This window comes from Paraburkholderia acidisoli (genome assembly GCF_009789675.1).
GTDB classification, from domain to species: domain Bacteria; phylum Pseudomonadota; class Gammaproteobacteria; order Burkholderiales; family Burkholderiaceae; genus Paraburkholderia; species Paraburkholderia acidisoli.
Window position 1 is genome coordinate 1,928,338 of sequence record NZ_CP046913.1, and the last position, 21,960, is coordinate 1,950,297.

The 21,960-nt window shown below is 68.1% G+C and carries 18 protein-coding genes; 3 read left to right on the top strand and 15 right to left on the bottom strand.

Annotated features, from left to right (window positions below; translation table 11 throughout):
* Positions 1–114: 114 nt before the first annotated feature.
* Positions 115–1,470 carry an EAL and HDOD domain-containing protein gene (locus tag FAZ98_RS08400; protein ID WP_158950571.1) on the bottom strand — a complete coding sequence of 452 codons (1,356 nt, stop codon included), beginning with the start codon at positions 1,468–1,470 and terminating at the stop codon, positions 115–117.
* 518 nt (positions 1,471–1,988) lie between these two features.
* Here FAZ98_RS08400 and FAZ98_RS08405 point away from each other — a divergent pair.
* Entirely contained in the window at positions 1,989–4,043 is a 2,055-nt protein-coding gene (locus FAZ98_RS08405) for a putative bifunctional diguanylate cyclase/phosphodiesterase (RefSeq protein ID WP_158950573.1), read from the top strand.
* A gap of 48 nt (positions 4,044–4,091) precedes the next feature.
* Positions 4,092–5,537 carry an HDOD domain-containing protein gene (locus tag FAZ98_RS08410; protein WP_158951919.1) on the top strand — a complete coding sequence of 482 codons (1,446 nt, stop codon included), beginning with the start codon at positions 4,092–4,094 and terminating at the stop codon, positions 5,535–5,537.
* Between the two features lie 128 nt (positions 5,538–5,665).
* On the opposite strand, the gene FAZ98_RS08415 is transcribed toward FAZ98_RS08410, so the two are convergent.
* The 12 genes from FAZ98_RS08415 to FAZ98_RS08470 all read right to left on the bottom strand — a co-directional run bounded on the left by FAZ98_RS08415 (position 5,666) and on the right by FAZ98_RS08470 (position 19,222).
* A complete protein-coding gene (locus FAZ98_RS08415; RefSeq protein WP_407672001.1) occupies positions 5,666–7,033 on the bottom strand; it encodes an EAL and HDOD domain-containing protein in 1,368 nt (455 codons plus the stop codon).
* A 425-nt stretch (positions 7,034–7,458) separates the two neighbouring features.
* Positions 7,459–8,244 (bottom strand): ABC transporter substrate-binding protein, encoded by a 786-nt coding sequence (locus tag FAZ98_RS08420; protein ID WP_158950577.1) that lies wholly within the window; start codon positions 8,242–8,244, stop codon positions 7,459–7,461.
* A gap of 209 nt (positions 8,245–8,453) precedes the next feature.
* Positions 8,454–9,554, bottom strand: a complete 1,101-nt coding sequence (astE, locus tag FAZ98_RS08425; RefSeq protein WP_158950579.1) for a succinylglutamate desuccinylase — start codon at positions 9,552–9,554, stop codon at positions 8,454–8,456.
* Positions 9,538–10,890: an N-succinylarginine dihydrolase gene (gene astB / locus FAZ98_RS08430; protein ID WP_158950581.1), complete on the bottom strand. Its 1,353-nt coding sequence runs from the start codon at positions 10,888–10,890 to the stop codon at positions 9,538–9,540. Before astB ends, astE begins: the two co-directional genes overlap by 17 nt.
* A gap of 15 nt (positions 10,891–10,905) precedes the next feature.
* Complete coding sequence (astD, locus tag FAZ98_RS08435; RefSeq protein WP_158950583.1) at positions 10,906–12,369, bottom strand: succinylglutamate-semialdehyde dehydrogenase; 1,464 nt, start codon at positions 12,367–12,369, stop codon at positions 10,906–10,908.
* A gap of 2 nt (positions 12,370–12,371) precedes the next feature.
* The gene (gene astA / locus FAZ98_RS08440) at positions 12,372–13,418 is read right to left on the bottom strand and encodes an arginine N-succinyltransferase (RefSeq protein WP_158950585.1); all 1,047 of its coding nucleotides are present in this window, start codon (positions 13,416–13,418) and stop codon (positions 12,372–12,374) included.
* Positions 13,415–14,494, bottom strand: coding sequence for an arginine/ornithine succinyltransferase subunit alpha (aruF, locus tag FAZ98_RS08445; protein WP_158950587.1), 1,080 nt, complete (start codon positions 14,492–14,494; stop codon positions 13,415–13,417). The genes astA and aruF overlap by 4 nt, the downstream gene beginning before the upstream one ends.
* A gap of 23 nt (positions 14,495–14,517) precedes the next feature.
* Positions 14,518–15,735 (bottom strand): aspartate aminotransferase family protein, encoded by a 1,218-nt coding sequence (locus FAZ98_RS08450; protein WP_158950589.1) that lies wholly within the window; start codon positions 15,733–15,735, stop codon positions 14,518–14,520.
* A 248-nt stretch (positions 15,736–15,983) separates the two neighbouring features.
* Positions 15,984–17,159, bottom strand: coding sequence for a GlxA family transcriptional regulator (locus tag FAZ98_RS08455; RefSeq protein ID WP_158950591.1), 1,176 nt, complete (start codon positions 17,157–17,159; stop codon positions 15,984–15,986).
* A gap of 18 nt (positions 17,160–17,177) precedes the next feature.
* Entirely contained in the window at positions 17,178–17,999 is an 822-nt protein-coding gene (locus tag FAZ98_RS08460) for an ABC transporter ATP-binding protein (protein ID WP_158950593.1), read from the bottom strand.
* Between the two features lie 244 nt (positions 18,000–18,243).
* Positions 18,244–18,990 (bottom strand): CbtA family protein, encoded by a 747-nt coding sequence (locus tag FAZ98_RS08465; RefSeq protein ID WP_158950595.1) that lies wholly within the window; start codon positions 18,988–18,990, stop codon positions 18,244–18,246.
* 13 nt (positions 18,991–19,003) lie between these two features.
* Positions 19,004–19,222, bottom strand: a complete 219-nt coding sequence (locus FAZ98_RS08470) for a CbtB domain-containing protein (RefSeq protein ID WP_158950597.1) — start codon at positions 19,220–19,222, stop codon at positions 19,004–19,006.
* A 262-nt stretch (positions 19,223–19,484) separates the two neighbouring features.
* On the opposite strand from FAZ98_RS08470, the gene FAZ98_RS08475 reads away from it, so the two are divergent.
* Complete coding sequence (locus tag FAZ98_RS08475) at positions 19,485–20,165, top strand: histidine phosphatase family protein (RefSeq protein WP_158950599.1); 681 nt, start codon at positions 19,485–19,487, stop codon at positions 20,163–20,165.
* Between the two features lie 49 nt (positions 20,166–20,214).
* On the opposite strand, the gene FAZ98_RS08480 is transcribed toward FAZ98_RS08475, so the two are convergent.
* Positions 20,215–21,231, bottom strand: a complete 1,017-nt coding sequence (locus FAZ98_RS08480; protein WP_158951920.1) for a patatin-like phospholipase family protein — start codon at positions 21,229–21,231, stop codon at positions 20,215–20,217.
* A gap of 100 nt (positions 21,232–21,331) precedes the next feature.
* Positions 21,332–21,919, bottom strand: a complete 588-nt coding sequence (locus tag FAZ98_RS08485) for a hypothetical protein (RefSeq protein WP_407672002.1) — start codon at positions 21,917–21,919, stop codon at positions 21,332–21,334.
* Between the last annotated feature and the right edge of the window lie 41 nt (positions 21,920–21,960).

The window sequence follows — 21,960 nt, forward strand, 5'->3', positions numbered from 1 at the left end:
AGCGGGCCGCGCCATGCGGCGATGGCGTCATTTGACCACACATCGACGCCGCCCATGGCGCAGGCTCGCAGCGCCGCCCGCTTCCGGCATCACATCCGACACGGCGTCCGGCGTTCAGCCTTCGGCATAGGCCGTGAACCACGCGCCGGCCCAGAGATTGAGCTCGGCGAGCACCATCGGCGTGAGGCCGTCGAAGATGCCGCCCGCCTCGCGCGCCAGTTGCTGCGCGCCGTCGTGGTCGCCGCGTTCCGCGGCCATCGCGATGCGCAGCAGCGTGCCGAGTTCGCCGCGATTGCCGTCCACCGCCGCGCTGATCTCGCGGGCGAGACCGAGGCCGTCGAGCGTATGCGCGGGCGTCGAGCCGACCAGCACGTGCACGAGCGAAAAGATGCCCGTCATGAACGCGCTATCGGCGAAATCGGGGTTATGCGGATTGAGGCTGCGCGCCGCCAGTTCCATGAAGTGCGAACGCGTGCCCGCGAGTTGCACGAGCGGGTCCGAGCCCCACGGCAGATCGCGGCCGCTCGCGTAGAGCAGCAGTTGCGCCCAGCGCGCGATCTGGCGCGTGCCCGCCGCGAGCACCGCTTCGCGCAGCGACGAAATGGGCCGGCCCGGCGCATAGGCGCTCGAATTGACGAGGCGCAGCAGTTGCACCACGACGCCGGGATGGCTGCGTAATTCGCGCTCGAGTTCGGCGATCCCCACGTCGTTGGCGACCAGCGCGAGCAGCCGCACGAGCGCGAGCCGCGAGGCGCGCACCTTGGGCGCGCGCAGCACCTGCGGTCGCGCGAAGAAGTAGCCCTGGAACAGTTCGCAGCCGAGCGACGACGCCAGCTCGAAGTCCTCGCCCGTTTCCACTTTTTCGGCGATCAGCGTCTTGCCGTGCGCGGCGAGCGCGGCCACGAGTTCGGGCAGCGCGGCGCGCGGGGTCTGCATCAGATCGACCTTGACGATGTCGGCGTACGGCAGCGCGCGCAGCAGGTTGTCGTCGAGCGCGCTCACGTCGTCGAAGGCGATGCGGTAGCCCGCGCGGCGCAGTTGCGCGAGGCGTTCGAGTACGGCGGCGTCGAACTTCACGTGTTCGAGCACTTCGAGCACGAAGCGGCCCGGCGGCAGCAGATGCACGATGTCGTCGAACAGCAGTTCGCGGCTGATATTCACGTAGCCGTGGTGGCGCCCGAGCACGGCGGGCACGCCGAGCTGGCCGATAGTGCGCGTCATCACCTGGGCGGTGGCGAGCTTGTCGTCCTCGATCTCGGCGCGATTGTGGACGCCGCCGCGAAACAGCAGCTCGTACGCGGTGAGCGCGCCCTGACGGTCGATGATCGGCTGCCGGCCGAGATAGACGAACGGCTGCGCGGGCGCGGCCTGCCCCTGCGCGGCGGTCTCGTGCGCCTCATCCGCCACGGGAAACGACGGCTGACCCGGTTGCAGGTCCGACGACCCCGCGGACGACGATCCGAATGGCATATCGGACGATGATGACCCGGATGGCGAACCGGCGGATGACCCGGGCTGTGATGCTGACGGCATAAGTGGCGCGAGGTAAGAGACGCCCGTGCCCGCATCGTGCGCGACGGCCACTCGAGCGGGCGCCGGCGATGCAACGGACATGGCGGAAGGACGCATACGGAAGAACTAGCCGGCGACGCGCGTTTTTCTGCCCTGCTGCGTGCGAAGCGGCCGCGGTTTCGACGCGTTGTGCGCGCAGAAAAGCGAGGTGTCGCGCAAGGTGAAACGCGTCTCGACGGGCGCAACTTTAACCGAATCCGGGCGCCGCCGCACCGCTTCTCCAGCAGGCTTTTACACCGCTGCTGTTTTTTCGCCACCGCACTAAAGATTTGGCTCCAGACGCCGATAACTTGCTCTGATGGGCGTCTATAGCCGGAGATAAAACTCCGGCCGCCACACCGGCCCGGGGGTCACGGACGGCGCGGCGCAGGCAGAAACACACGCGAAAGATAAACAAAGGGTTGCCAGCGACAGACATGGAAGCGAACAGGATCACCGCACCCCGCCAGGGCTGGCTGCGCACGGTCATCGACCGGCTACGCACGACGGCCCAGCCCCACGGCGACTCCGGCGACCCGGCCACGTCCGCGCCTCTTTCACCGCATGCGTCCAGCGCCGACGCCGCCAGCGAGCGCGACTCGCAGCCGATCCGCGAAGCCATTCGCGGCGCCCAGGCGGAAGCCGCGCGCGTCGCGCAACATGCCGCAACGACGCAAGCCGCGGCGAACGACGCCGTGCATGCCGTGCCGCACGCCGCCCCCCACTACGCCGACGCCGTGTCGGCATCGTTCGAGAACACCGCGGGCGCCGTCGACTTCCTCGTGCACGTCGACAACCATCTGCGCTTTCTCTACGTCTCCGACGCCAGCCTGCGCTTTGCCGGCTATCACCGCGAATTCCTGCTCGGCGCCACGCTCACCGACATCGTCGCGCCCGAACATCATGCGCGCCTCGACGCGCTGTTCGCGCGCACCGAACTCTCGGGCGCGACCGAAAAAGACACCGTCGACCTCGTCAAGGCGCTGACCTACCCGCTCGCCGTCGAGCTGCGCGTGCAGCGCTCGCACTACGACCAGACCGAGGGCTTCGCGGTCGCGGGCTTCGACGTTTCCGCGTGGCAAAGCACCGAGGCGCGCCTCACGCACGCGCTGCATCACGACCCGCTCACCGGCCTGCCGAACCAGACCGCGCTCGCGCCCGCGCTCGAACGCGCCCAGGCCGACGCCGACCGCTTCGGCGTGCCGGCCGCGCTGCTGCTGCTCGACCTCGACGACTACCAGCGCGTGAACCGCGCGCTCGGCTACGACGCCGGCGACGAGCTGCTGCGCGAAACCGCGCGCCGCCTCACGCATCTGGCCTTGCAGGGCGAAGTGATCGCGCGTACCGGCAGCGACGAATTCGCGATCCTGATCACGCCGCAACTGCATTCGCAACCGGGCGAAGTGCGCACGGCCGCCGAGGCGCTGGGCCGCCGCCTGCTCACCTCGATCCTGCAGCCCTACTCGTTTCGTAACCAGCCGGTGCATCTGTCGGCGAGCATCGGCATCGCGTTCCATCCGGACCAGCGGCACGCGGGAAGCGCCGAAGACGCCGCCCATGCGAACGGTCATGCCGATGGCGCCCTTTCCACCGACATCGCGCCGCTGATCCGCCGCGCCGACCAGGCGTTGCAACAGGCCAAGGCACAGGGCGGCAACACGCTCACGCTGCATGTTCCCGACGACGACCCGACCGACGCGCTGCGCCTCAAACTGGAGTCCGACCTCTACGACGGCGTGCGCAACGGCGAATTCTCGCTGCACTTCCAGCCGATCACGAGTAGCGCTTCGGGCGGCGTGGTGGGCGTGGAAGCGCTGATCCGCTGGCAACATCCGTTGCACGGACTCGTGCCGCCGTCGACATTTATTCCCCTTGCGGAATCCGTCGGCCTGATTAATTATCTCGGCAACTGGGTTTTGAAAGCCGCGTGCATGCAGTTGACGCAATGGGACGAGCAGGGCATTGCGCTGCAATACATTGCCGTCAACGTGTCGCCGCAGCAGTTCCGCAATCCGCGTTTCAGGGAAAGTGTCGAGGAAGCGATCGAGCTAACCGGCATCGACCCGAAGCGCCTCGTGTTCGAAATCACCGAAAGCCTGCTGATGCACGATCCGCAGCACGCCGTCACGCTGCTGGAGGAGTTGACGTCGATCGGCATCCGCTTCGCCGTGGACGATTTCGGCACCGGTTATTCGAGTCTTGCGTATTTGCAGCGCTTCCCGCTCTCGAAGCTCAAGATCGACCGTAGTTTCGTCGAGAATCTCATCACTTCGCGCAACGATCAGGCGATCGTCAACGCGGTCGTGGGTCTCGCGCGAACGCTCGAACTGGAACTCGTGGCCGAAGGCGTGGAAACGGAAGCGCAGCGCGAGCTGCTTACGAAGATGGGTTGCGATCACATCCAGGGCTGGCTCGTCTGCAAGGCGCTGCCGTCCGAGGAGCTGCAAAAGCGTTTCATCTCGCGCGCGTTACACCTGCACGAGGTACACTGATGCCGGCACAGCTATCAGCAGGGCTTTCGTGATATTGACATGGTTCAGATGGTAAAGGCCGTCCTGCTCGACCGCCTGTGGGGCCGCATGAATGAACGCGGCGACTTCCCGCTGCTGTCGCAGGCGCTGCGCACCACGGTCGCGGCGATGACGAACGATGACTATGATTTCAGCGCGCTCGTAAAGGTCGTGCTGTCTGACTTCGCCCTCACGCAGAAGGTGCTGCGTCTCGCGAATTCGGCCATGTACATGGCGTTCGGCGGCAACATCACCACCGTCACGCGCGCGCTCATGGTGCTCGGCATGGACGCGGTCGGCCATCTGGTCGTGGGCCTGAAGATCGTCGACCACTTTCATCACAGCGCGCCGCGCCGTATCGACGCCAAACTCGAACTCAACCGCACGATGCTCTCGGGCGTGGTCGCACGCAAGCTCACCGAGCGCGGCGACCTGCGCGCGGGCGAGGAAGCCGTGGTCTGCACGCTCATGCGTCAGGTCGGCAAGCTGCTCGTGGTGTTCTATCTCGAAGCCGAGTGGGACCAGATCCGCCGCGAGATCGACGAAGGCACGGGCGACGACGAAGCGTGTCTCGACGTGCTCGGCGTGACCTTCGAGGAAATCGGCATGGAAGCGGCCTCGCGCTGGCGCATGCCGGAGGCGATCCGCGAAGGCATGCGCCGCTACGATCCCGCCGACACCCACGAACCGCGCAACGTGCAGTGGCTGCGCGCCATCACCAATTACTCGACCGACGTCGCGCGCGTGCTCACCACGCCGGGCCTGAGCGAGGAAATGCGCGAAACGCATATCGCCGAACTCGCGCAGCATTACGGCCGCGCCCTCTCCACCGACACCGACGTGCTCGTGCAGATGAGCCTCGCGCTCGCCCGCGAGGAAGCCGAGGACGGCGTGATGGCCGAGATCGTGGAACTGCGCGCCAACGCCGACGCCATCGCGCGCGAAGCGCTCGACCCCGAGGCGCGCATTGCCGCCGGGGTGGAAGACCTGCGCGCCCTGCCGCCCGACAGTCCGCTCAGCACCGCGCTCACGCTGGCAACCGAAACCGTGCTGGCCGGCCTCGGCTTCGCGCGTTCGGTCGTCTTCGTGCGCCGCGGCGAAAACATGTTCGAGGCCCAGCACGGCTTCGGCCCGCATATGGGCGACGTGCTGCCGCAACTGTCGTTTTCCGCCGCGTTCCAGCCCGACGTGTTCCATCTGGCCATCGCCAACAAGGTCGGCATCTTCATCGAAAACGCGCGCGACGCGAAAATGCTCGCGCGCCTGCCGAGCTGGTATCGCTCGAGTTTCGAAGATGCGCGCGCCTTCGTGCTGCTGCCCGTGGGCCTGCCCGGCGACGCGCCGGTGGCGCTCATGTACGGCGACTGGCTCGTGAGCCAGGAACCGCGCCGCATCTCGCAGAAGGAAATGAGCGCGCTTAACGACCTCGCGCAGCAACTCGCGCGTTTCTTCTGGCACACGCCCCAAACCGCCTGATTTTGGCTGAGGCTGGCCGATCCTGGCTGATCCCTGGCTGAGTCCGCGGTTACCGGCCAGGCGCGCGCCCGAGCCGGGCCGCGCTTGGCCGCCCTTCTCCCTGCCGCCTCGCCGGTGCGCCGCGCGCGCTAGTCTTCGAGACGCTCCAGCCCTTGCGCTTCGCCGCTGCGATCCGCCGTGCCCGCCCACTCCGCCGCCGTGAGGTAGATGCCCGCGACCGTGGCCGCGTCGAGCGGCGCGAGTTGCGCGCAAAGCGCATCTACGCCCGCCCAGTCGCCGCGCTCGAAGGCCTCCGAGAGTTCGAGCAGCCGCCCGAGCGCGCCCTCGCGGCCGACGATCGCCATGCGCACCGGTTTCGCCAGCGTGAGGATATCGAGCGTGCTTTCGATCGACCCGCCGAACACGGCCTCCACGAACGAGAACACGCCCACGAGAAACGCCCCGTCTTCGTCTTCGAGATGCGCGTCGGTCAGGCGCTTCACGGCGATCTCCATGAAGCGCGCGCGCGTGGCCACGAGTTGCAGCAGCGCGTCGTCCTCGGCGGGCAGCTTGCGGCCGTCGGCGTAAAGCAGCAACTGGGTCCAGCGCGCGATGCGATTGGTGCCCGTGGCGTTGATCGCCTCGCGCAGCGTGGTCACCTTGCGGCCAATGTTCATGCTGCCCGAATTCGCGAGCCGCATCAGGTGCATCACGAGCACGGGGTTGAGCTTGAGTTCCGTTTCCAGTTGCGCGACGGTCGGCTCGGCGGCGAGCAGTTGCAGCAGGTTCAGGAGCGCCTGACGGGGTGCGCTCGCCCGTCGCGAACCGCCGTTGGCTCTCGCGAAGAAATAGCCCTGGAAGCGGTCGAAGCCGATGCCGAACGCGCGCTCGTAGTCGGCCTTGGTGTCCACGCCCATTGCCACGAGTAGCTTGCCCGCGGACTTCATCACGCTCGCGAACTTTGGCAGCACCGCGGGCGAGATCTCGTGGATGTCGATCTTGATCGCTTCCACGTAGGGCAGCAGTCGGGCCAGCGACTCGCCGGCGTTCGAGACGTTGTCGAGCGCGAAGCGATAGCGCCGCCGGTGCAGCGCGACGAGCCGCGCGATGAGTTCCGCGTCGGCGCCGATGTCGGTGGGCAATTCGAAGATCACGCGATCCGCGGGCACTTGCAGCAGGTCGTCGGCGAACAGCATCTCGCGCGTGACGTCGAGCCACGCCGCGTGCCCGGCCAGCGAGGCGCGCACGGCGGGCGCCGCGAACGCCGCGACGAGCGCCGTGGCGGCCGCGCCCGGCTGCGGCGGCAAGCCCGCGGCCACGTCTTTCGCGCGCGCCTGCGCTTCGGCCTCGCGCTCGGCGCGCTCGCGCCGGTCCACCACGCGCGGCGGCGTTTCGTAGGCGCGCAGCAAGCCCTCGCGGTCCAGCAGCGGCTGGCGGCCGAAATAGACGTCGATGGGTGGGCTGACCGGATCGGGCAATGCGGCGCTGCCCGCGACTTCCAATGGCGATTCAGACAACTGCGCTGATGGTTCTGGCAACTGTGCGGACAACTGCGGCCGATCGACGGCGTTCGTGCTCATGAGTCCCCCGAGGCGGCGCCGCGGTTCGAACCGGCGCCCTGGTCTTTTCTCTTCTTTTCTCTTTGGCGTGCCGCAACCGTTTGCGCAAACGCCGGCAACTGCTTCGTTATGAGCAAATTCTATCCCGCCAAAAGCGACATGCCTATGAAGCACGCATCGAAAAGCCCCTCTATTTCACGGTTTTTTCGCAAATTTTCGTTAGCTTCCTCACGATCGATTGCACCGCCGGACCCCTATTTCCCGTTCCGGTCATTAATTGGGATTCCGAAGTGAATTCCGGAAAAAACAACCGGCCGGAAATACTGCCCGGCCGGTGGGTTTCGTCGACGATTCACGCCAACGGTTCGTGCGACAAGACGCGCTTACTTCAGCACGACCTTCACGTCGAAGTATTTCGCGGCGATGCGGTCGATTGTGCCGTCCGCCTTCAGGTCCTTGAGCGCGCCGTTCAGGGCGTTCTTGAGCGACGTGTCGCCCTTGCGCAGACCGTAGCCCACGCCCTCGCCCAGCAGCTTCGCGTCCACGACCTGCGGGCCCGCGAACGCGAAGCCCGCGCCCTGCGGCTTGTTGAGGAAGCCCTTGGAGGCGGCTTCGGCGTCCTGGAACGCCGCGTCCAGACGGCCCGAAACGAGATCGGCGTAAATCTGGTCCTGGGTTTGATACGGCACGACGTCCACGCCCGCGGGCGCCCACTTCGCCTTCGCGTACGATTCCTGGATCGTGCCCTGCAGCACGCCCACGTGCTTGCCCTTGAGCGACGCGGGCGTGGGCAGCAGCGGGCTGCCCTTCTTCGCGATCATCTGGTTCGGAATCGCGTAGATCGGATCGGTGAAGTCGATGGCCTGGCGGCGCTGGTCCGTGATCGTCATGTCCGAGTTGATCGCGTTGAACTTACGCGCCTGCAACGCCGGGATCAGGCCGTCGAACGAATTCTCGACCCACACGCACTTCACCTTGAGCTTCGCGCAGACGGCATTGCCCACGTCGATATCGAAGCCTTGCAGTTCGCCCGCGGGCGTCTTCGATTCGAACGGCGCATACGACGCTTCCACGCCGAAGCGGATTTCCTTGAGATCGGCTGCGTGCGCGCTGCCCACGGCGGCGGCGCAGAGTGCGAGCGCGGCCAGCTTGTTCCACTTCATCTTCATCAATGTCCCGTTCCAGTCAGATTGGGCGCGACTCGCCTGATGCGGAGCGCGCCGGCGCAGGATCGCTGCGCCCGACCCGCGGCGCGTGCCCGCGCACCCGTTGTGGTGCGCCGCAGCAACCGCGAGGGCGGCAATTGTACCGTGTCGGCCGACTCTGCCTGACAGCGCCGGACTGACGCGCCTAGATCGGGCGCGCTGCGCAAGTGGCTCTAGCGCAGCGCGGCGAGCGTTTCCCGGGTCGTCTCGACGACGAGCAAGCCCGCGCGCAATCCGGGCTTCACGCCCGGATTCGGAAACACGATGCGCTCCTCCTCGTGCTGCACGACATAGCGATACGCGCCGTCTTCGGCCAGCACCGTGCCGCGCGCGAACGGCGTGAAATTCGGCACGTCGGCGGCCACATTGAGCGCGAACGCGTCGCTTTGTTTCGTGATCTGGCCGATGACGGTGAACACGCGCGGCATCGGCGAACTTTCGGACGCGCCTGGCGACGCGACCTCTCCCGCGACGAGGCGACGCAGCGCGGCGTCCGCGCTCGCGAAGCGCGCGAGATCGTTCTGGCCGAACGGCCGCACCTTGCCGAGTTCGAGCGTGCACGCGAGCGCGCCGCAGCGATCGGCCGTGAACGCCGAATACGTGACGCCCGGCTCCGTGTGGATCAGCACGGCGGCGATGCGCGCGTCGGCGAGCCAGTCGAATATCGCGCGCGCGGGCGCATTCCCGTTTGCGTGCTCGCCCGGATTCGACGTATGCGGCAACAGCGCGAACTGCTCGAACGCCGAGGCGCGTATGGCCGTATGCAGGTCGAGATGCCAGCGCGTGAGCGGCGCGCCGGCGCCCGACGCAGCGGCGCCCGACGCAGCCGCAAAAAACCGCTCGGCGGCCGCTTCGAGCACGGCGGCGCGCGGCGTTTCGCGGCCCGGCGCTCGCGTCGCGCGCTGCGCATGCGCGCCGAACAGGCGGTTGAGATCGTCGTCGAGATAACGCTTCGCGGCGCGCATCGCGTCGAGATTGCCGAGCACGACGAGCACGCGGCACGCGAGTGCCGCACGCCCCGCCGCGAGGTCGGCCACGAGGCGCGAGAGCATTTCGATCGGCGCGGTTTCGTCGCCGTGAATCCCGGCCGAAAGCAGCACGCTGCGCGTGGCGGGCGTCACGTTCGCGGGTTCGAGCAGCAGAATGCCGTCATCGAGCCATTGCCAGCGCAGGCCGTGCGCGCCCACGCCGCGCGCGGCGGCCGGCGTGGCGGGCCGCGCACCGGCCAGCGAATACGCGAGAAAGTCCCCGGCGAGATCAGCGCTGGAAGTCATAGAGCGATCCGAGGCCGAGAATTTGCGTGAGTTCGTCGAGTGCCGTGCGCGACTCGTCGAGCAGTTTGGGATCGGTGAGATCCTGCGGCGCGAGGCGGTCGCGGTAATGCGCCGCGATCCATGCGTCGAGCCGCGCGAACAGCGCGTCGTTCATCCACACGCCGCTCGCCGTGGCCGCGCGCTCGGCTTCGGTCAGTGCCACGCGCAGGCGCAGGCACGCGGGGCCGCCGCCGTTTTTCATGCTTTCGCGCAGCTCGAACACGAGCACCTCGTCGATGGGACCGCTGCTGGCGACCAGTTCGTCGAGATAGATCGCCACGTGCGGATTCTCGCGGCACTCCTCGGGCACGACGAGCAGCTGCGTGCCGTCGGGGCGGCTCAGCAACTGGCTGTTGAAGAGATACGACTTCACGGCGTCGGCCACGCTCACGCGCGCCTCGGGCACTTCGATCACGTGGAACGGCGCGTCGCGCGCGGCGAGCTTCGCGCGCAATTCGTCATAGACGGCGCGCGGCTCCACGAACGCGCGCTCGTGGCAAAACAGCGTGCTGCGATTGCCCACGGCGATCACGTCGTTGTGGAACACGCCCGCGTCGATCACCTCGGGGTTTTGCTGCGCGAACACCACGCTGGCGTCGTTCAAGCCGTGGCGCTGCGCGACCGCGCGGCTCGCCTCGAAAGTCTGGCGCGCGGGAAAGCGCTTCGGCTCCGGCCCGCGCCGGTATTCGCTGCGGCCGTACACGAAGAATTCCACGCCGCGCGTGCCGTATTGCGCGCAAAAACGCGTGTGGTTCGCCGCGCCTTCGTCGCCGAGCGCGGGCGTGCCGGGCAGCGCCTCGTGCACCATGAAATGCTCGCGGTCGGCGAAGATCGTCGCGAGCGTGCGGCGCGTGGCTTCGTGCTCGATCGCGCGATGCAGCTTGCTGGTGAGATTCGCGGGCGAGAAATGCACGCGCCGGTCGGGCGTGTCCGCCGAAGGACTCACGGTCGCGGCGTTCGCGGTCCACATGGCCGAGGCCGAACTCGCGGCCGCCAGCAACTCGGGGGCCTCTTTCGCCGCTTTCGCGATCGCTTCGGCTTCCTTACCGCCGAAACCCAGTTCGCGCAGCAACCGGATCGAGGGCCGCTCCTGCGGCGGCAAGACGCCTTGCGCGAAGCCGAGATCGGCGAGCCGCTTCATCTTGCGCAAACCTTGCTGCGCGGCCGCGCGCGGATTCGCCACCGACTTCTCGTTGTTCTGCGACGCGACATTGCCGAACGACAGTCCGGCGTAGTTGTGCGTGGGGCCGACGAGTCCGTCGAAATTCGCCTCGATGGCCGAAGGAGGGGTTTGCATCGTCGTTCCTCAAACTCAGAAATGCAGGCCGGGCGAGACGCTCGCCGGCATATGCAGTTGCGCGCTTTCCACCGATGCCATCGGGTAGGCACAGTAATCGGCGGCGTAATACGCGCTCGGCCGGTGATTGCCCGAGCGGCCGGTGCCGCCGAACGGGGCGCCGCTCGACGCGCCGTTGGTGGGCCGGTTCCAGTTCACGATACCCGCGCGAATCTCGCGCGTGAAGCGTTGCCAGAGCGCGGCGTCGTCGGCGAGCAAACCGGCCGACAAACCGTAGGCCGTGTTGTTGGCCTGCGCGATGGCGTCGTCGAAACCGGCGTAGCGCGTGATTTGCGCGAGCGGGCCGAAGTGTTCCGTGTCGGGCAGATCGGCCACGCCGGTGACATCGAGAATCGCCGGGCTCACGAAGCCGAGCGCGGGATCGCGCTGCGTCATGGGCAACAAGGCGCGCGCGCCACGCGAGAGCAATTGCGTTTGCGCCTGCACGAGCTTGCCCGCCGCGCGCGCCGAGATCACGGCGCCCATGAACGGCTGCGGCTCGGCATCGTACTCGCCCACCGCGATGCGCGACGTGACCTCGACGAAACGCTCGAGAAAGCGCTCGCCGAACGCGCCCGCCGGCACGAGAATGCGCCGCGCGCAGGTGCAGCGCTGCCCCGCCGAGAGAAACGCCGACTGGATCGCGTGATGCACGGCGGCGTCGAGGTCGGCGACTTCGGCCACCACGAGCGGATTGTTGCCGCCCATTTCCAGCGCGAGCACGATCTCGGGCCGGCCGCCGAACTGGCGATGCAGCAGCGTGCCGGTGTCGGAGCTGCCCGTGAAAAAGAGTCCGTCGATCTGCCGGTGATTCGCGAGCGCCACGCCCGTCTCGCGCTCGCCCTGCACGAGGTTGAGCACGCCCGCGGGCAGGCCCGCTTCGCGCCATAACGCCACCGTCACGCGCGCGACCTCGGGCGCGAGTTCCGAGGGCTTGAACACGACCGCGTTGCCCGCGATCAGCGCGGGCACGATATGGCCGTTGGGCAAATGGCCCGGAAAGTTGTACGGCCCGAACACGGCCACGACGCCATGCGGACGATGCCGCAGCACCGCGACGCCGTCCGCCATCGGCGTGCGCTTTTCGCCGGTGCGTTCCTCGTAGGCGGCAATCGAAATGGCGACCTTGGCGGCCATCGACGCCGCTTCGGTGCGCGCCTCCCAGAGCGGCTTGCCCGTTTCGCGGCCGATCGCCTGCGCGAGCGCTTCCTTGCGTTCGGTCACGAGCGCGGCGAAGCGGCGCGCGATCTCGCAGCGCGCCTCGAACGGCGTTTGCGACCATGCGACGAAGGCGCGCCGCGCGGCCTCGACCGCGCGATCGACGTCGGCGGCGCTCGCGGCGTGGCCGCTCCAGACCGTCGCGCCCGTGCCCGGATTGCGCGAGGCGAACGCGGCGCCCGAGGCCGCGCTCCAGTGTCCGTCGATGAAAAGTTCGTTCATGGTCATCCCCTGGTCGATGGTGGCGCGGGTTTCGCGGCCGGACCGAGCACGCGCACCGGCTCGCCGGCACGCACGCCGAGTGCCGCCGCTTCCACCGCGCCCAGCACGAACGCGCCGTCGCGCGCCACGCCCGGCGCGAAGCCCACGCGAAAGTCGTCGAGCGACGTGTTCGACACCAGCGAACGCACGCCTTCCCGCGCGACGGGCTCGCCGATCACGACCGGCACCAGCACGCTTTCGCGCACCGTGCGCAAGTCGCTCGTGTGGCATTCGAGCACCGGGCCCGCATCGAAAATATCGACGTGATTCTCGTAGCGCAGGCCTTCGGCTTCGAGCATGCGGCGCGCGGGAATCGTGTCGGCGTGCGTGAGACCGACGCAGGCCTGCGCCTCATCGGGCAACAACTCGACGTAGACGGGATAGCGCGGCATCAGCTCCGCGAGAAACGACTTGCGGCCGTGCGAACTCAGATAGTCGGCGGCATTGAAATCGATTTGATAGAAGTGCGAACCCACGGCGCGCCAGAACGGCGAGGTGCCTTCCGCGTCGAAATGGCCGCGCAATTCCGCGCACAGCCGCTCGGGAAAGCGCTCGCGAAACTGCGCGATGAACATGAAGCGCGAGCGCGACAGCAAGCCGCCCATGCCGCCCGTGCGATAACGCGGCGAGAGAAACAGCGAGCAGACTTCGGCGTAGCCCGTGAGGTCGTGCGAGATATTGAGCGCGCGCATGCGCGTCCAGATGCCCAGTTCCTGGCTCGCGTGCACGACCGTGCTCACGCGGTAGTTGTAGAACGGCTGCTCGAGGCCCACCTGCGCTTCGATCCCGCATACGCCCGCCACGTCGCCGCTGGCCGTGTCTTCCATCACGAAGAAGTAGCCCGCTTCGCGCGGCGCGGCTTCGCCGGCGAGCGTGCGGCGCGAACGCGCGATGCGCGCCTTGAGCGCCTCGCGGTCGGGCTTGAAGGTGGTGAGGCCGGGGCCGGTTTCCTGGGCGAGCGCGACGAGCGCATCCACGTCGCCGGTTTGCACCACGCGTACGACGATCATGATGCGTCTCCCGCGGCGGATTCGTTTTCGGCCTCGGCATGGGCGCGATAAAGCGGCGCGCAGCGCACCGCGTCGCCGGCGTTCACGCCGAGCGCGGCGCGCGTGGGCGCATCGAGCGCGGCTTCGCGTGCCGCCGCGGGCAAGGTCGCGAGCGCGCAGCGGAATTCGCCCGCGCGCTCACTGGCGACGAGATACGCCGCGCCCTGCGTGTTGATGTTGCCGATGGCGTCGCTGGCCTGCGTCACCGTGCGCGTCCCGTTGCCCGCCACTGAAGCCGTGCGATCCACCTGCGCCGTGAGCACCGGACCGGCGTCGAAGATATCCACGTAACGGTCGGGCTCGAAACCCTCTTCCAGATGAATCTCGTAGGCGAGCAAGGCGCTCGGATCGGGTTCGCCGAGCACGCGCTGCGCGGCCTCCGGCAACAGCGGCACGTAAAGCGGATACGCGGGCATGACTTCGGCGATAAAGGTGCGGCTGCGGCCGCCCGAGGCCATTTCGATGTCCTTGAAATCGCGGCCGAAGAACTTGCGCCCCACGGCTTCCCAGAACGGCGAGACACCGGCTTCGTCGGTCACGCCGAGCAGCAGCGAGAACACCTCGGGCGTGAAGCGGCGCCGGTTCATCGCCACGTACATCATGCGCGCGCGCGACATGAGGTGCGCGGCCGCCTCGCCGCGCAGCGCAGGCTCGATATAGAAGCCCGCGAGCCGGCTCTTGCCCGTGAGTTCGTGCGACATGGTGAGCGCGTGGATCTTGCGGTTCACGTGCAGTTCGCGCGAGGCGTGAATTAGCGCGTCGTTGCGAAACGCGTAGAACGGCTCCGCGTAACCGGCCGCCGCGACAAGGCTCGAGGTGCCGACGAGCTTGCCCGTCGACGCCTCCTCCAGCACGAACAGATAGAACTCCTCGCCCGGATAATCGACCTCCGCGCGAAACGAATCTTCCGAAAGCGCGAGGCGCGCTTCGAGCGCCGCGCGGTCGGGCGGCAGCGAGTGGAGCACCGGCTGCGCGGTGCGGGCCATCTGCGCGATCGCGTCGAGATCGGCGAGTCTGGCGGGGCGAACGAATAGCATCGTCGGTCCTTTATCTCTGCACGTCAGCGCGAGCCGCACACGTCTTCGAACGCGCGTTCCAGCCGTGCGAAGCCTTCGTTCAGATCGGTTTCGGGGATGATGAGCGACGGCGCGAAGCGCAGTACGTCCGGGCCCGCGATCAGCATCATCACGCCGCGATGGGCCGCCGCCGAGAGGAAATCCTTCGCGCGGCCCGCATAACGCGCGTTGAGCTGCGCGCCGATCAGCAAGCCCTTGCCGCGCACTTCGGCGAGCGCGTCGAAGCGCTCGTTCAGGTGCGCGAGCTTCGCGCGGATCGCCTCGCCGCGCGCGCGCACGCCCGCGAGCAGCGCGGGATCGCTCACGAGCTCCACGACCTTGCCCGCGATCGCCGCGCCGAGCGGATTGCCGCCGTAGGTCGTGCCGTGCACGCCCAGCGTGAAGTGCGCGGCGATGGCGTCGGTCGTGAGCATCGCGCCGATCGGGAAGCCGTTGCCGAGCGCCTTCGCCGTGGTCAGGATGTCGGGCGTGACGCCGGTGTCCTCGTACGCGTAGAAGTGGCCGGTGCGGCCCACGCCGGTTTGCACCTCGTCGAAAATCAGCAGCGCGCCGTGCGCGTCGCAGGCTTCGCGCAGCACGCTCAGGAACGCCGGATCGGCGGGAATCACGCCGCCCTCGCCTTGCACGGGCTCGACGATCACCGCGCAGGTGCGGCTGCCGATGGCGCGCTTCGCCGCCTCGATGTCGTTGTACGGCAAATGCACGATGCCAGCGGGGCGCGGGCCGAAGCCTTCCGAGTATTTCGGCTGGCCGCCCACGCTCACGGTGAAGAAGGTGCGGCCGTGAAACGACTGTGTGAACGAGATGATCTCGTCCTTGTGCGCGCCGTGCCGGTCGAACGCCACGCGGCGCGCGAGCTTGAGCGCGGCCTCGTTGGCCTCGGCGCCCGAATTCGCGAAGAACGCGCGATCGGCGAACGTCAGCGCGGCGAGTTGTTGCGCGAGGCGCAGCACGGGCTCGTTGGTGTAGCCATTGCCGATGTGCCAGAGCTTGCCGCCCTGCTCGTGCAGCACGCGCAGCAGAGCGGGATTCGCGTGGCCGAGCGCGGTGACGGCGATGCCGCCCGCGAAGTCGATGTACTCGCGGCCTGCGGTGTCCCAGAGGCGCGAGCCTTCGCCGCGATCGGGCACGAACGGCGCGGGCGAGAACACGGGCACCATGACTTCGTCGAAGGTCTGGCGGCTCACGGGCTGGTCGTTCATGGCGGCTCCTCGAGGGAATGAAGCGGGAATCAAGCACGAATCAAGCGAAGTTCGATGCAGGCTGGATACGCGCGCGGGTCGTGCGGATGACCTGTGCAGTGTAGGCAAGCGCGCCGCAAACGTCTTGCGCAGACGCGACAGGTTTTTTCGTCAGGCGACGCGCCTGGAACCGGATGGAAGACCGGGTCAAGGACCAGATCGCGGCTCGAATCGCCGCCACGCCCGCGTGCGGCGGTGCAGCACGGCGCTCAATGCCGCTCGGGCGACTCCGCCGCTTCGGCCGGTTGCGAAAATTGCCCGGATCGTGAAGCTTCCACCAATTGCGAAGCTTCCACCGATTGTGAAGCTTCCACCGATTGCGAAGTTTGCGCCGATGCCGCCCCGCCGCCCTGCTGGCGCGCGATCCAGTTGCGCCGGTCCTCGCGCGGCGTCACGCCGAAGCGCTCGCGATACGCGTTCGAAAAATGCGCCGCCGAGGCAAACCCGCACGCGAGACTGATCTGCACGACCGACTTGCTCGTGCGCTGCAACTGCGAGCGCGCCTTCGCGAGACGCAGGCCGAGGTAGTACTTCGCGGGCATCGCGTTCAGATACTGCCGGAACAGCCGTTCGAGCTGACGCCGCGAGACGCCCACGAGCGTGGCGATTTCGTCGCTCGTGAGCGGGTCTTCGATATTCGCCTCCATGAGGCGCAGCGCCTCGTTCAGTCGCGGATGCCGCTCGCCGGGCGCGGTCACGAACGGAATGCGCTGACGCTCGTCGCCGCTGCGCAACGTACTCGCGCCCATGGCGTCGGCGATCCGGCCCGCGAGTTCGGGACCGTGATCGCGGCCGATCATCGCGAGCATGAAGTCGAGCGTGGCCTGACCGCCCGCGCAGGTCGCGCGGTCGCGATCGATCTCGTAAATCTGTTGCGTGGCGATGCTGTGCTCGAAGCGCTCGGTGAACTGCTGATACGTCTCCCAGTTCACGGCCGCGCGATAACCGTGCAACTGGCCCGCGAGCGCGAGCCACCAGACGCCGTGATGCACGCCGGTGACGAGCGGCGTGCGCGGCGCGACACGCGCGAGCGTGGCGAGCAAGGCGCTGTCGTCGGCGGAAGGTTGATAGCGGCCGCTCACCACGATGAGCCAGTCGCAGGCCGGAGCGGCGGAAGCGTTGCAGGAAGCGTCGAAAGCATGGTCGAACGCGAAGTCGGCGGCCCGCTGCGCGCCGCCCGACAGCGGCACGGGCCGGCCGTCGCGCGACCCGAGGCGCCAGCGATACAGCGCCCGGCCATCGATCTCGTTGGCGAGATCGAGCGCGTCGACGATCAACCCGATCGCCGACATCGACACGGGCGCGAGCGCGACGATCGCGACCTGCACGGTGCGCCCGGTGCGCGAAGCACCGGCATCGTCGAAGGAAACGGAAGCGCGAATCATCGGCAAAACGTGGCCGCGTTACTTGAGACTGCCCGAGAGGAACTGGCGCAGGCGCTCGCTGCGCGGCGCGCCGAGCACCGCGGCGGGCGCGCCTTCTTCCTCGGTGCGCCCCTGATGCAGGAACATCACGTGATTCGACACGTTGCGCGCGAAGCCCATCTCGTGCGTCACGACGATCATCGTGCGGCCTTCCTCCGCGAGCTTCTGCATCACCTTGAGCACTTCGCCCACGAGTTCCGGGTCGAGCGCGGACGTCGGCTCGTCGAACAGCATCACGTCGGGATGCATCGCGAGCGCGCGCGCAATGGCCACGCGCTGCTGCTGACCGCCCGAAAGATGCGCGGGATATTGCGTCTCCACGCGCGGCGCGAGTCCGACCTTCTCCAGATATTCGCGCGCGCGATCCTCGGCCTCCTTGCGCGGCACGCCCAGCACGTGCACGGGCGCTTCCATCACGTTCTCGAGCACGTTCATGTGCGACCAGAGATTGAAGTGCTGAAACACCATGGCGAGCTTGGTGCGAATACGCTGAAGCTGCTTGTGATCGGCCACGTCGAGGTCGCCGTTGCGGCCCGCCCGGGTGCGCACGAGTTCGCCGTCCACCACGATCTCGCCCGCGTTCGGCTTTTCCAGAAAGTTCACGCAGCGCAGAAACGTGCTCTTGCCCGAGCCGCTCGCGCCGATGATGCTGATCACGTCGCCCTTCTTCGCGTCGAGGGAGATGCCCTTGAGCACCTCGTTGTCGCCGTAGCGCTTGTGGATGTCGCGCGCAACGAGCTTGCTCGCTTCGGACGATGCCGCGTGTTGTGCGGATTGTGCGGATTGTGCGGATAGGGCCATGATCGTCTCCGTCCTCTTTCGTGTGCCGCCGAACCCAGACGATACCGCACCGGCGAGGGAGCGCGCGGCGGCGGGCGAAGGCGAGACTTTACACCGCGCGCGCCCCATGAAAAAACGCCCCGGCGAGGCGGGGCGTTTTTTCATGGCGGCATGGCGGCATGGCTGCGCGGCCAGGCGGCACGCTTCAGGACGATGCGGCGACGTCACGCGCGCGATGCGTCATCGACAGAATCGCGCCACGCCGTCACGCGGCCCGCGCGCGCTGCGCACCGCCCGGTCGGACCTGCGCGCCCACGAGCCGCTCGGCCATCGCGCCGAACGCGAGACCGATGGTCGTCCAGAGAATCGCCTGCATGCCGATCGAGACCGCGCGGAACTTCCAAAGCAGCACGGCCGGGAACGCGGCGGGCACTTCGTTGATGGCGGGCAGCGCGAGCTGGATCGCACCGATCACCACCACGAACAGCACGAGCGCCACGATCGACGCATTCCAGACGCCGAGCTTCGCCACGCATGCCGCGCGCACCTTGAGCGCGAACACCGAAACGGCGAGGGAGATGGCGATCATCAGGAAAAACAGCCCGGTGCGATAACCGATGGTCTCGGGATCGCCGACCGAAGGCGGATTGGCCGGATATTTGATATTCGGCACGAGATAGATCGCGACGAACGCCGCGAGCGCGAGCCACGCCGCCAGCGCGCGCGGCGAGAGACGTCCCGCGCGGCCGTGCGCATAGGCGAACACGAGCGCGAACAGGCCGCCGATCGACGCGCCGTAGACCATCACGCCCGTGAAGAGCCCGTAGCTCGACTGGGTCGCGCGGCTCACGATCTCGGGCTCGGGCGCCTCGCCCTTGGCGGCGTCGGCTTTTTCCTCGAACGAGATGGCCTGATCGACCTGCGGCTCGCCCGCGATCTTCGCGAAGCTGAACGTGAGCAAACCCGCGGCGATGCCTGCCAGCATCCCGCGCACCAGCAACTTGCCAACCATGTGCGGCTCCGGCTTAGTGACAGGGAAAGCCGAGCAGATGGCGGCCGTCGTGAACGAATTCGTGGACGTACATGCCCGGGAAGATCGACGTCGCGCCCTGCTCCGCGCCGACGAAGTACAGCGCGAGCAGCAGCATGAGGCCGCCGAAAATGGCCCAGGGAAGGATCTCGCGCAGCGGAATGGGCGCCGGCGTGGCCGGGGCGTGCTGCAGAGGCAAAGTGGCTTCGGACATGGTGACTTCTCCTGGGGTTGCGCGCCCCGTTAGTCGCAGATTCGGTGAAACAGCGTGAGCACGACGCGGGTCTGACTTCCGTTGCGGCAATCGAAGCGTGGTTCGATCGGGGCAACCGTTACAGTGGCGCGACCGCGCCGGACTTGCACCGGCTTCCGTGTCGTGAGGCCTGTATTCTACGCGCTGCGGCGAGCAGGCGCGGAGGCCGTGCCGGGTGGGGTTCGAACCAACGCGGCGCGCATTCAAGCGGAGAAAGGGCGAGATGTCGATGAAGGTCTGGCTGGTGAGTCATGCGGCAAACGCGGCATTGCGCGCGGGGACGTTTCCGGTTGCGGTGGATACGAACGACGCGGCCGACCCGGGCGTAGCGGAAGATGGCGCGAGTGAAGCGCCCGAAGCGCTCGATGCGTGCGCCAGCGAGGCGATCGGCGCATGGCGCGCGCGCTGGCTGGCCTCGATCGGCGACGGCGCGCGGGTCGTGGCCAGTCCCGCGCCCATCGCGCGGGCGACCGCGCGCGCGGCCGTCTGCGCGCCGGCCGCCGCGATGGAAATCGAGCGCTGCGACGCCATCGCCGAGGCGCATTTTGGCGCGTGGCAGGGCCAACGGCTCGTCGATATCGCCCGGGAAACGCCAGCCGCCCTCGCGGCCTGGACGCGCGACCCCGCCTTCGCGCCGCCCGGCGGCGGCGAATCGTTCGACGACCTGCGCCGGCGCGTGGCCGCATGGCTCGACGGTTTGCGCCATCCCGCCGATGTCGGCACCCACGCCCGCACCGAAGCGCGAATCGTGGCATTCACCCACGCCAGCGTGATTCGCGCGGCGCTCCTGCACGCGCTCGGCGCGCCGTCGGCGGGATTCCGGGCGATCGAGATCGCGCCGCTGGACGTGGCCGTGCTGCGGGCGGGGCGCGAAGGGTGGGTTTGGGTGGCGGGTGTGGCCTGAAGACCGCACTCGACACGCCGCACGCCGCTCGCCGCGCGCCCCCCGCTCCCTACTCCAGCCCCAATTGCGCCTTGATGGCCGGCAGCATGTACTGCACGGCCGCGCGCCCTTCCGCGATGGCGGGCCCGGCGCGGTGGAAGTCGAAGATTCCCATGCCGCCCAGGCGCGGCTGGATCAGCACGTCGGCGGGCTCGCCCGCGAGGCGGCTGCGCGTGATACGCACCTGCATGATGTCGATGCTTTGCGCGATCGAACTCAGCATCGAGGGCACGCGCGTGCTCGGCGGCGGCGCCACGCGCACGTCGGCGCCGCCCGCCACGCCTGGCGCGGCCGGTTGCAGCCAGTTCGGAAAGCGCTTGCCGTTGCGGCGCATGAGCGGCGCGGGCGCGGCAGCCGCCGTATCGCCAGCCAGCGCGCCTGGCGCGTCGGCTGGCGGCGGGTTCGCCTCCACGGGCACGGCGCGCGGCACCGTGTCGATGGCGCCGCCCAGATCGCGGCCGTTCAGAATGTCGTGATTGAGGTCGATGGCGATCACCGTGTCGGCACGCATCGCGCGCGCGGCCGAGACCGGCACGGGATTGCTGAGGCCGCCGTCCACGAGCCACACGCCGTCGTGCCAGATCGGCGTGAAAATGCCCGGAATGGCAATCGACGCGCGCACCGCGTCCACCACGCCGCCCTCGCGCAGCCAGACCTCGCGGCCCGTGTCGAGTTCGGTGGCCACGGCCGCGAACGGCACCTTGAGATCGTCGATGGCGCGGCCATTGAACTGCTGCGCGAACAGGTCGATCACCTTGCGCCCGCCGAGCAACCCGCCCGAGAAACGCAGATCGAGCAGCCGCACCACGGTCTGCCACGTGAGCTTGCCAACCCAGTCCTCGAGCCAGTCGAGGTCGCCGTTCGCATACACCGCGCCCACGAGCGCGCCGATCGAGGTGCCGCACACCACGTCGGGCTTGATGCCGGCTTCCTCGAGCGCGCGGATCGCGCCGATATGCGCCCAGCCGCGCGCCGCGCCGCCGCCGAGCACGAGACCCACGCGCCGCGGCCGTCTGCGATGGCTCACCATGCGCACCTCGCTTCGCCCGTGGCGGCCGGGGCTCCCCGTACTCCGACCGTTTCGACCGTTTCGACCGTTTCGAGCGCGTTCGCCACGTTCGATGCCGTCAATGCCCGCGTATCACGTCCGAGCGCGAGGTCGTCGAGACCACGCCGTCCGGGCCGAAATGCACGTTGAAATACGCTTCGGGCGTCACGCCCCCTTCTTCCCACTTCCAGCTCCACACGGTCTCCTTCTTCAGGCGGTAGTACGCCACTTGCCCCGGCTTGCCGAGCAACTGCCGCACCGCGTCCTCGCTCATGCCGATGCGGATCTTCGCGAAATTTTCCGCCGTCAGCGCCTGCGTGACAGCGACGAGCCGCCCGTTCGCGCCGATGTCGACCATCCACGTCTTGAGGCCTTGCGGGCCGCGCGGATATTCGAGCCGGCGCGAGCCGTCGTCGAACACGCGCTCGGTCTCGGGCTTGCCCATCTGCGCGCGCACCTGTTCGAGCGTGGTGACGCCGGGCGTGAGGCCCTTGAGCAGGAGCGCGTCGGGTTTGACCGAGTCGAAGAAGGCTTTGAGGGCTTGCCACATCGAGGCGATGAATGGGGACTGGCCGCTGGCGGCGTCGCAACCGGACAGCGCGATGAGCGTGCCGCACGCGAGCGCGCGCACCACGGCACTTACGCGGCGTTCGAAGCGAAATCTCATGAGCCGGCACGACATCAGCGAGGAAAAATCACACGCGCGCG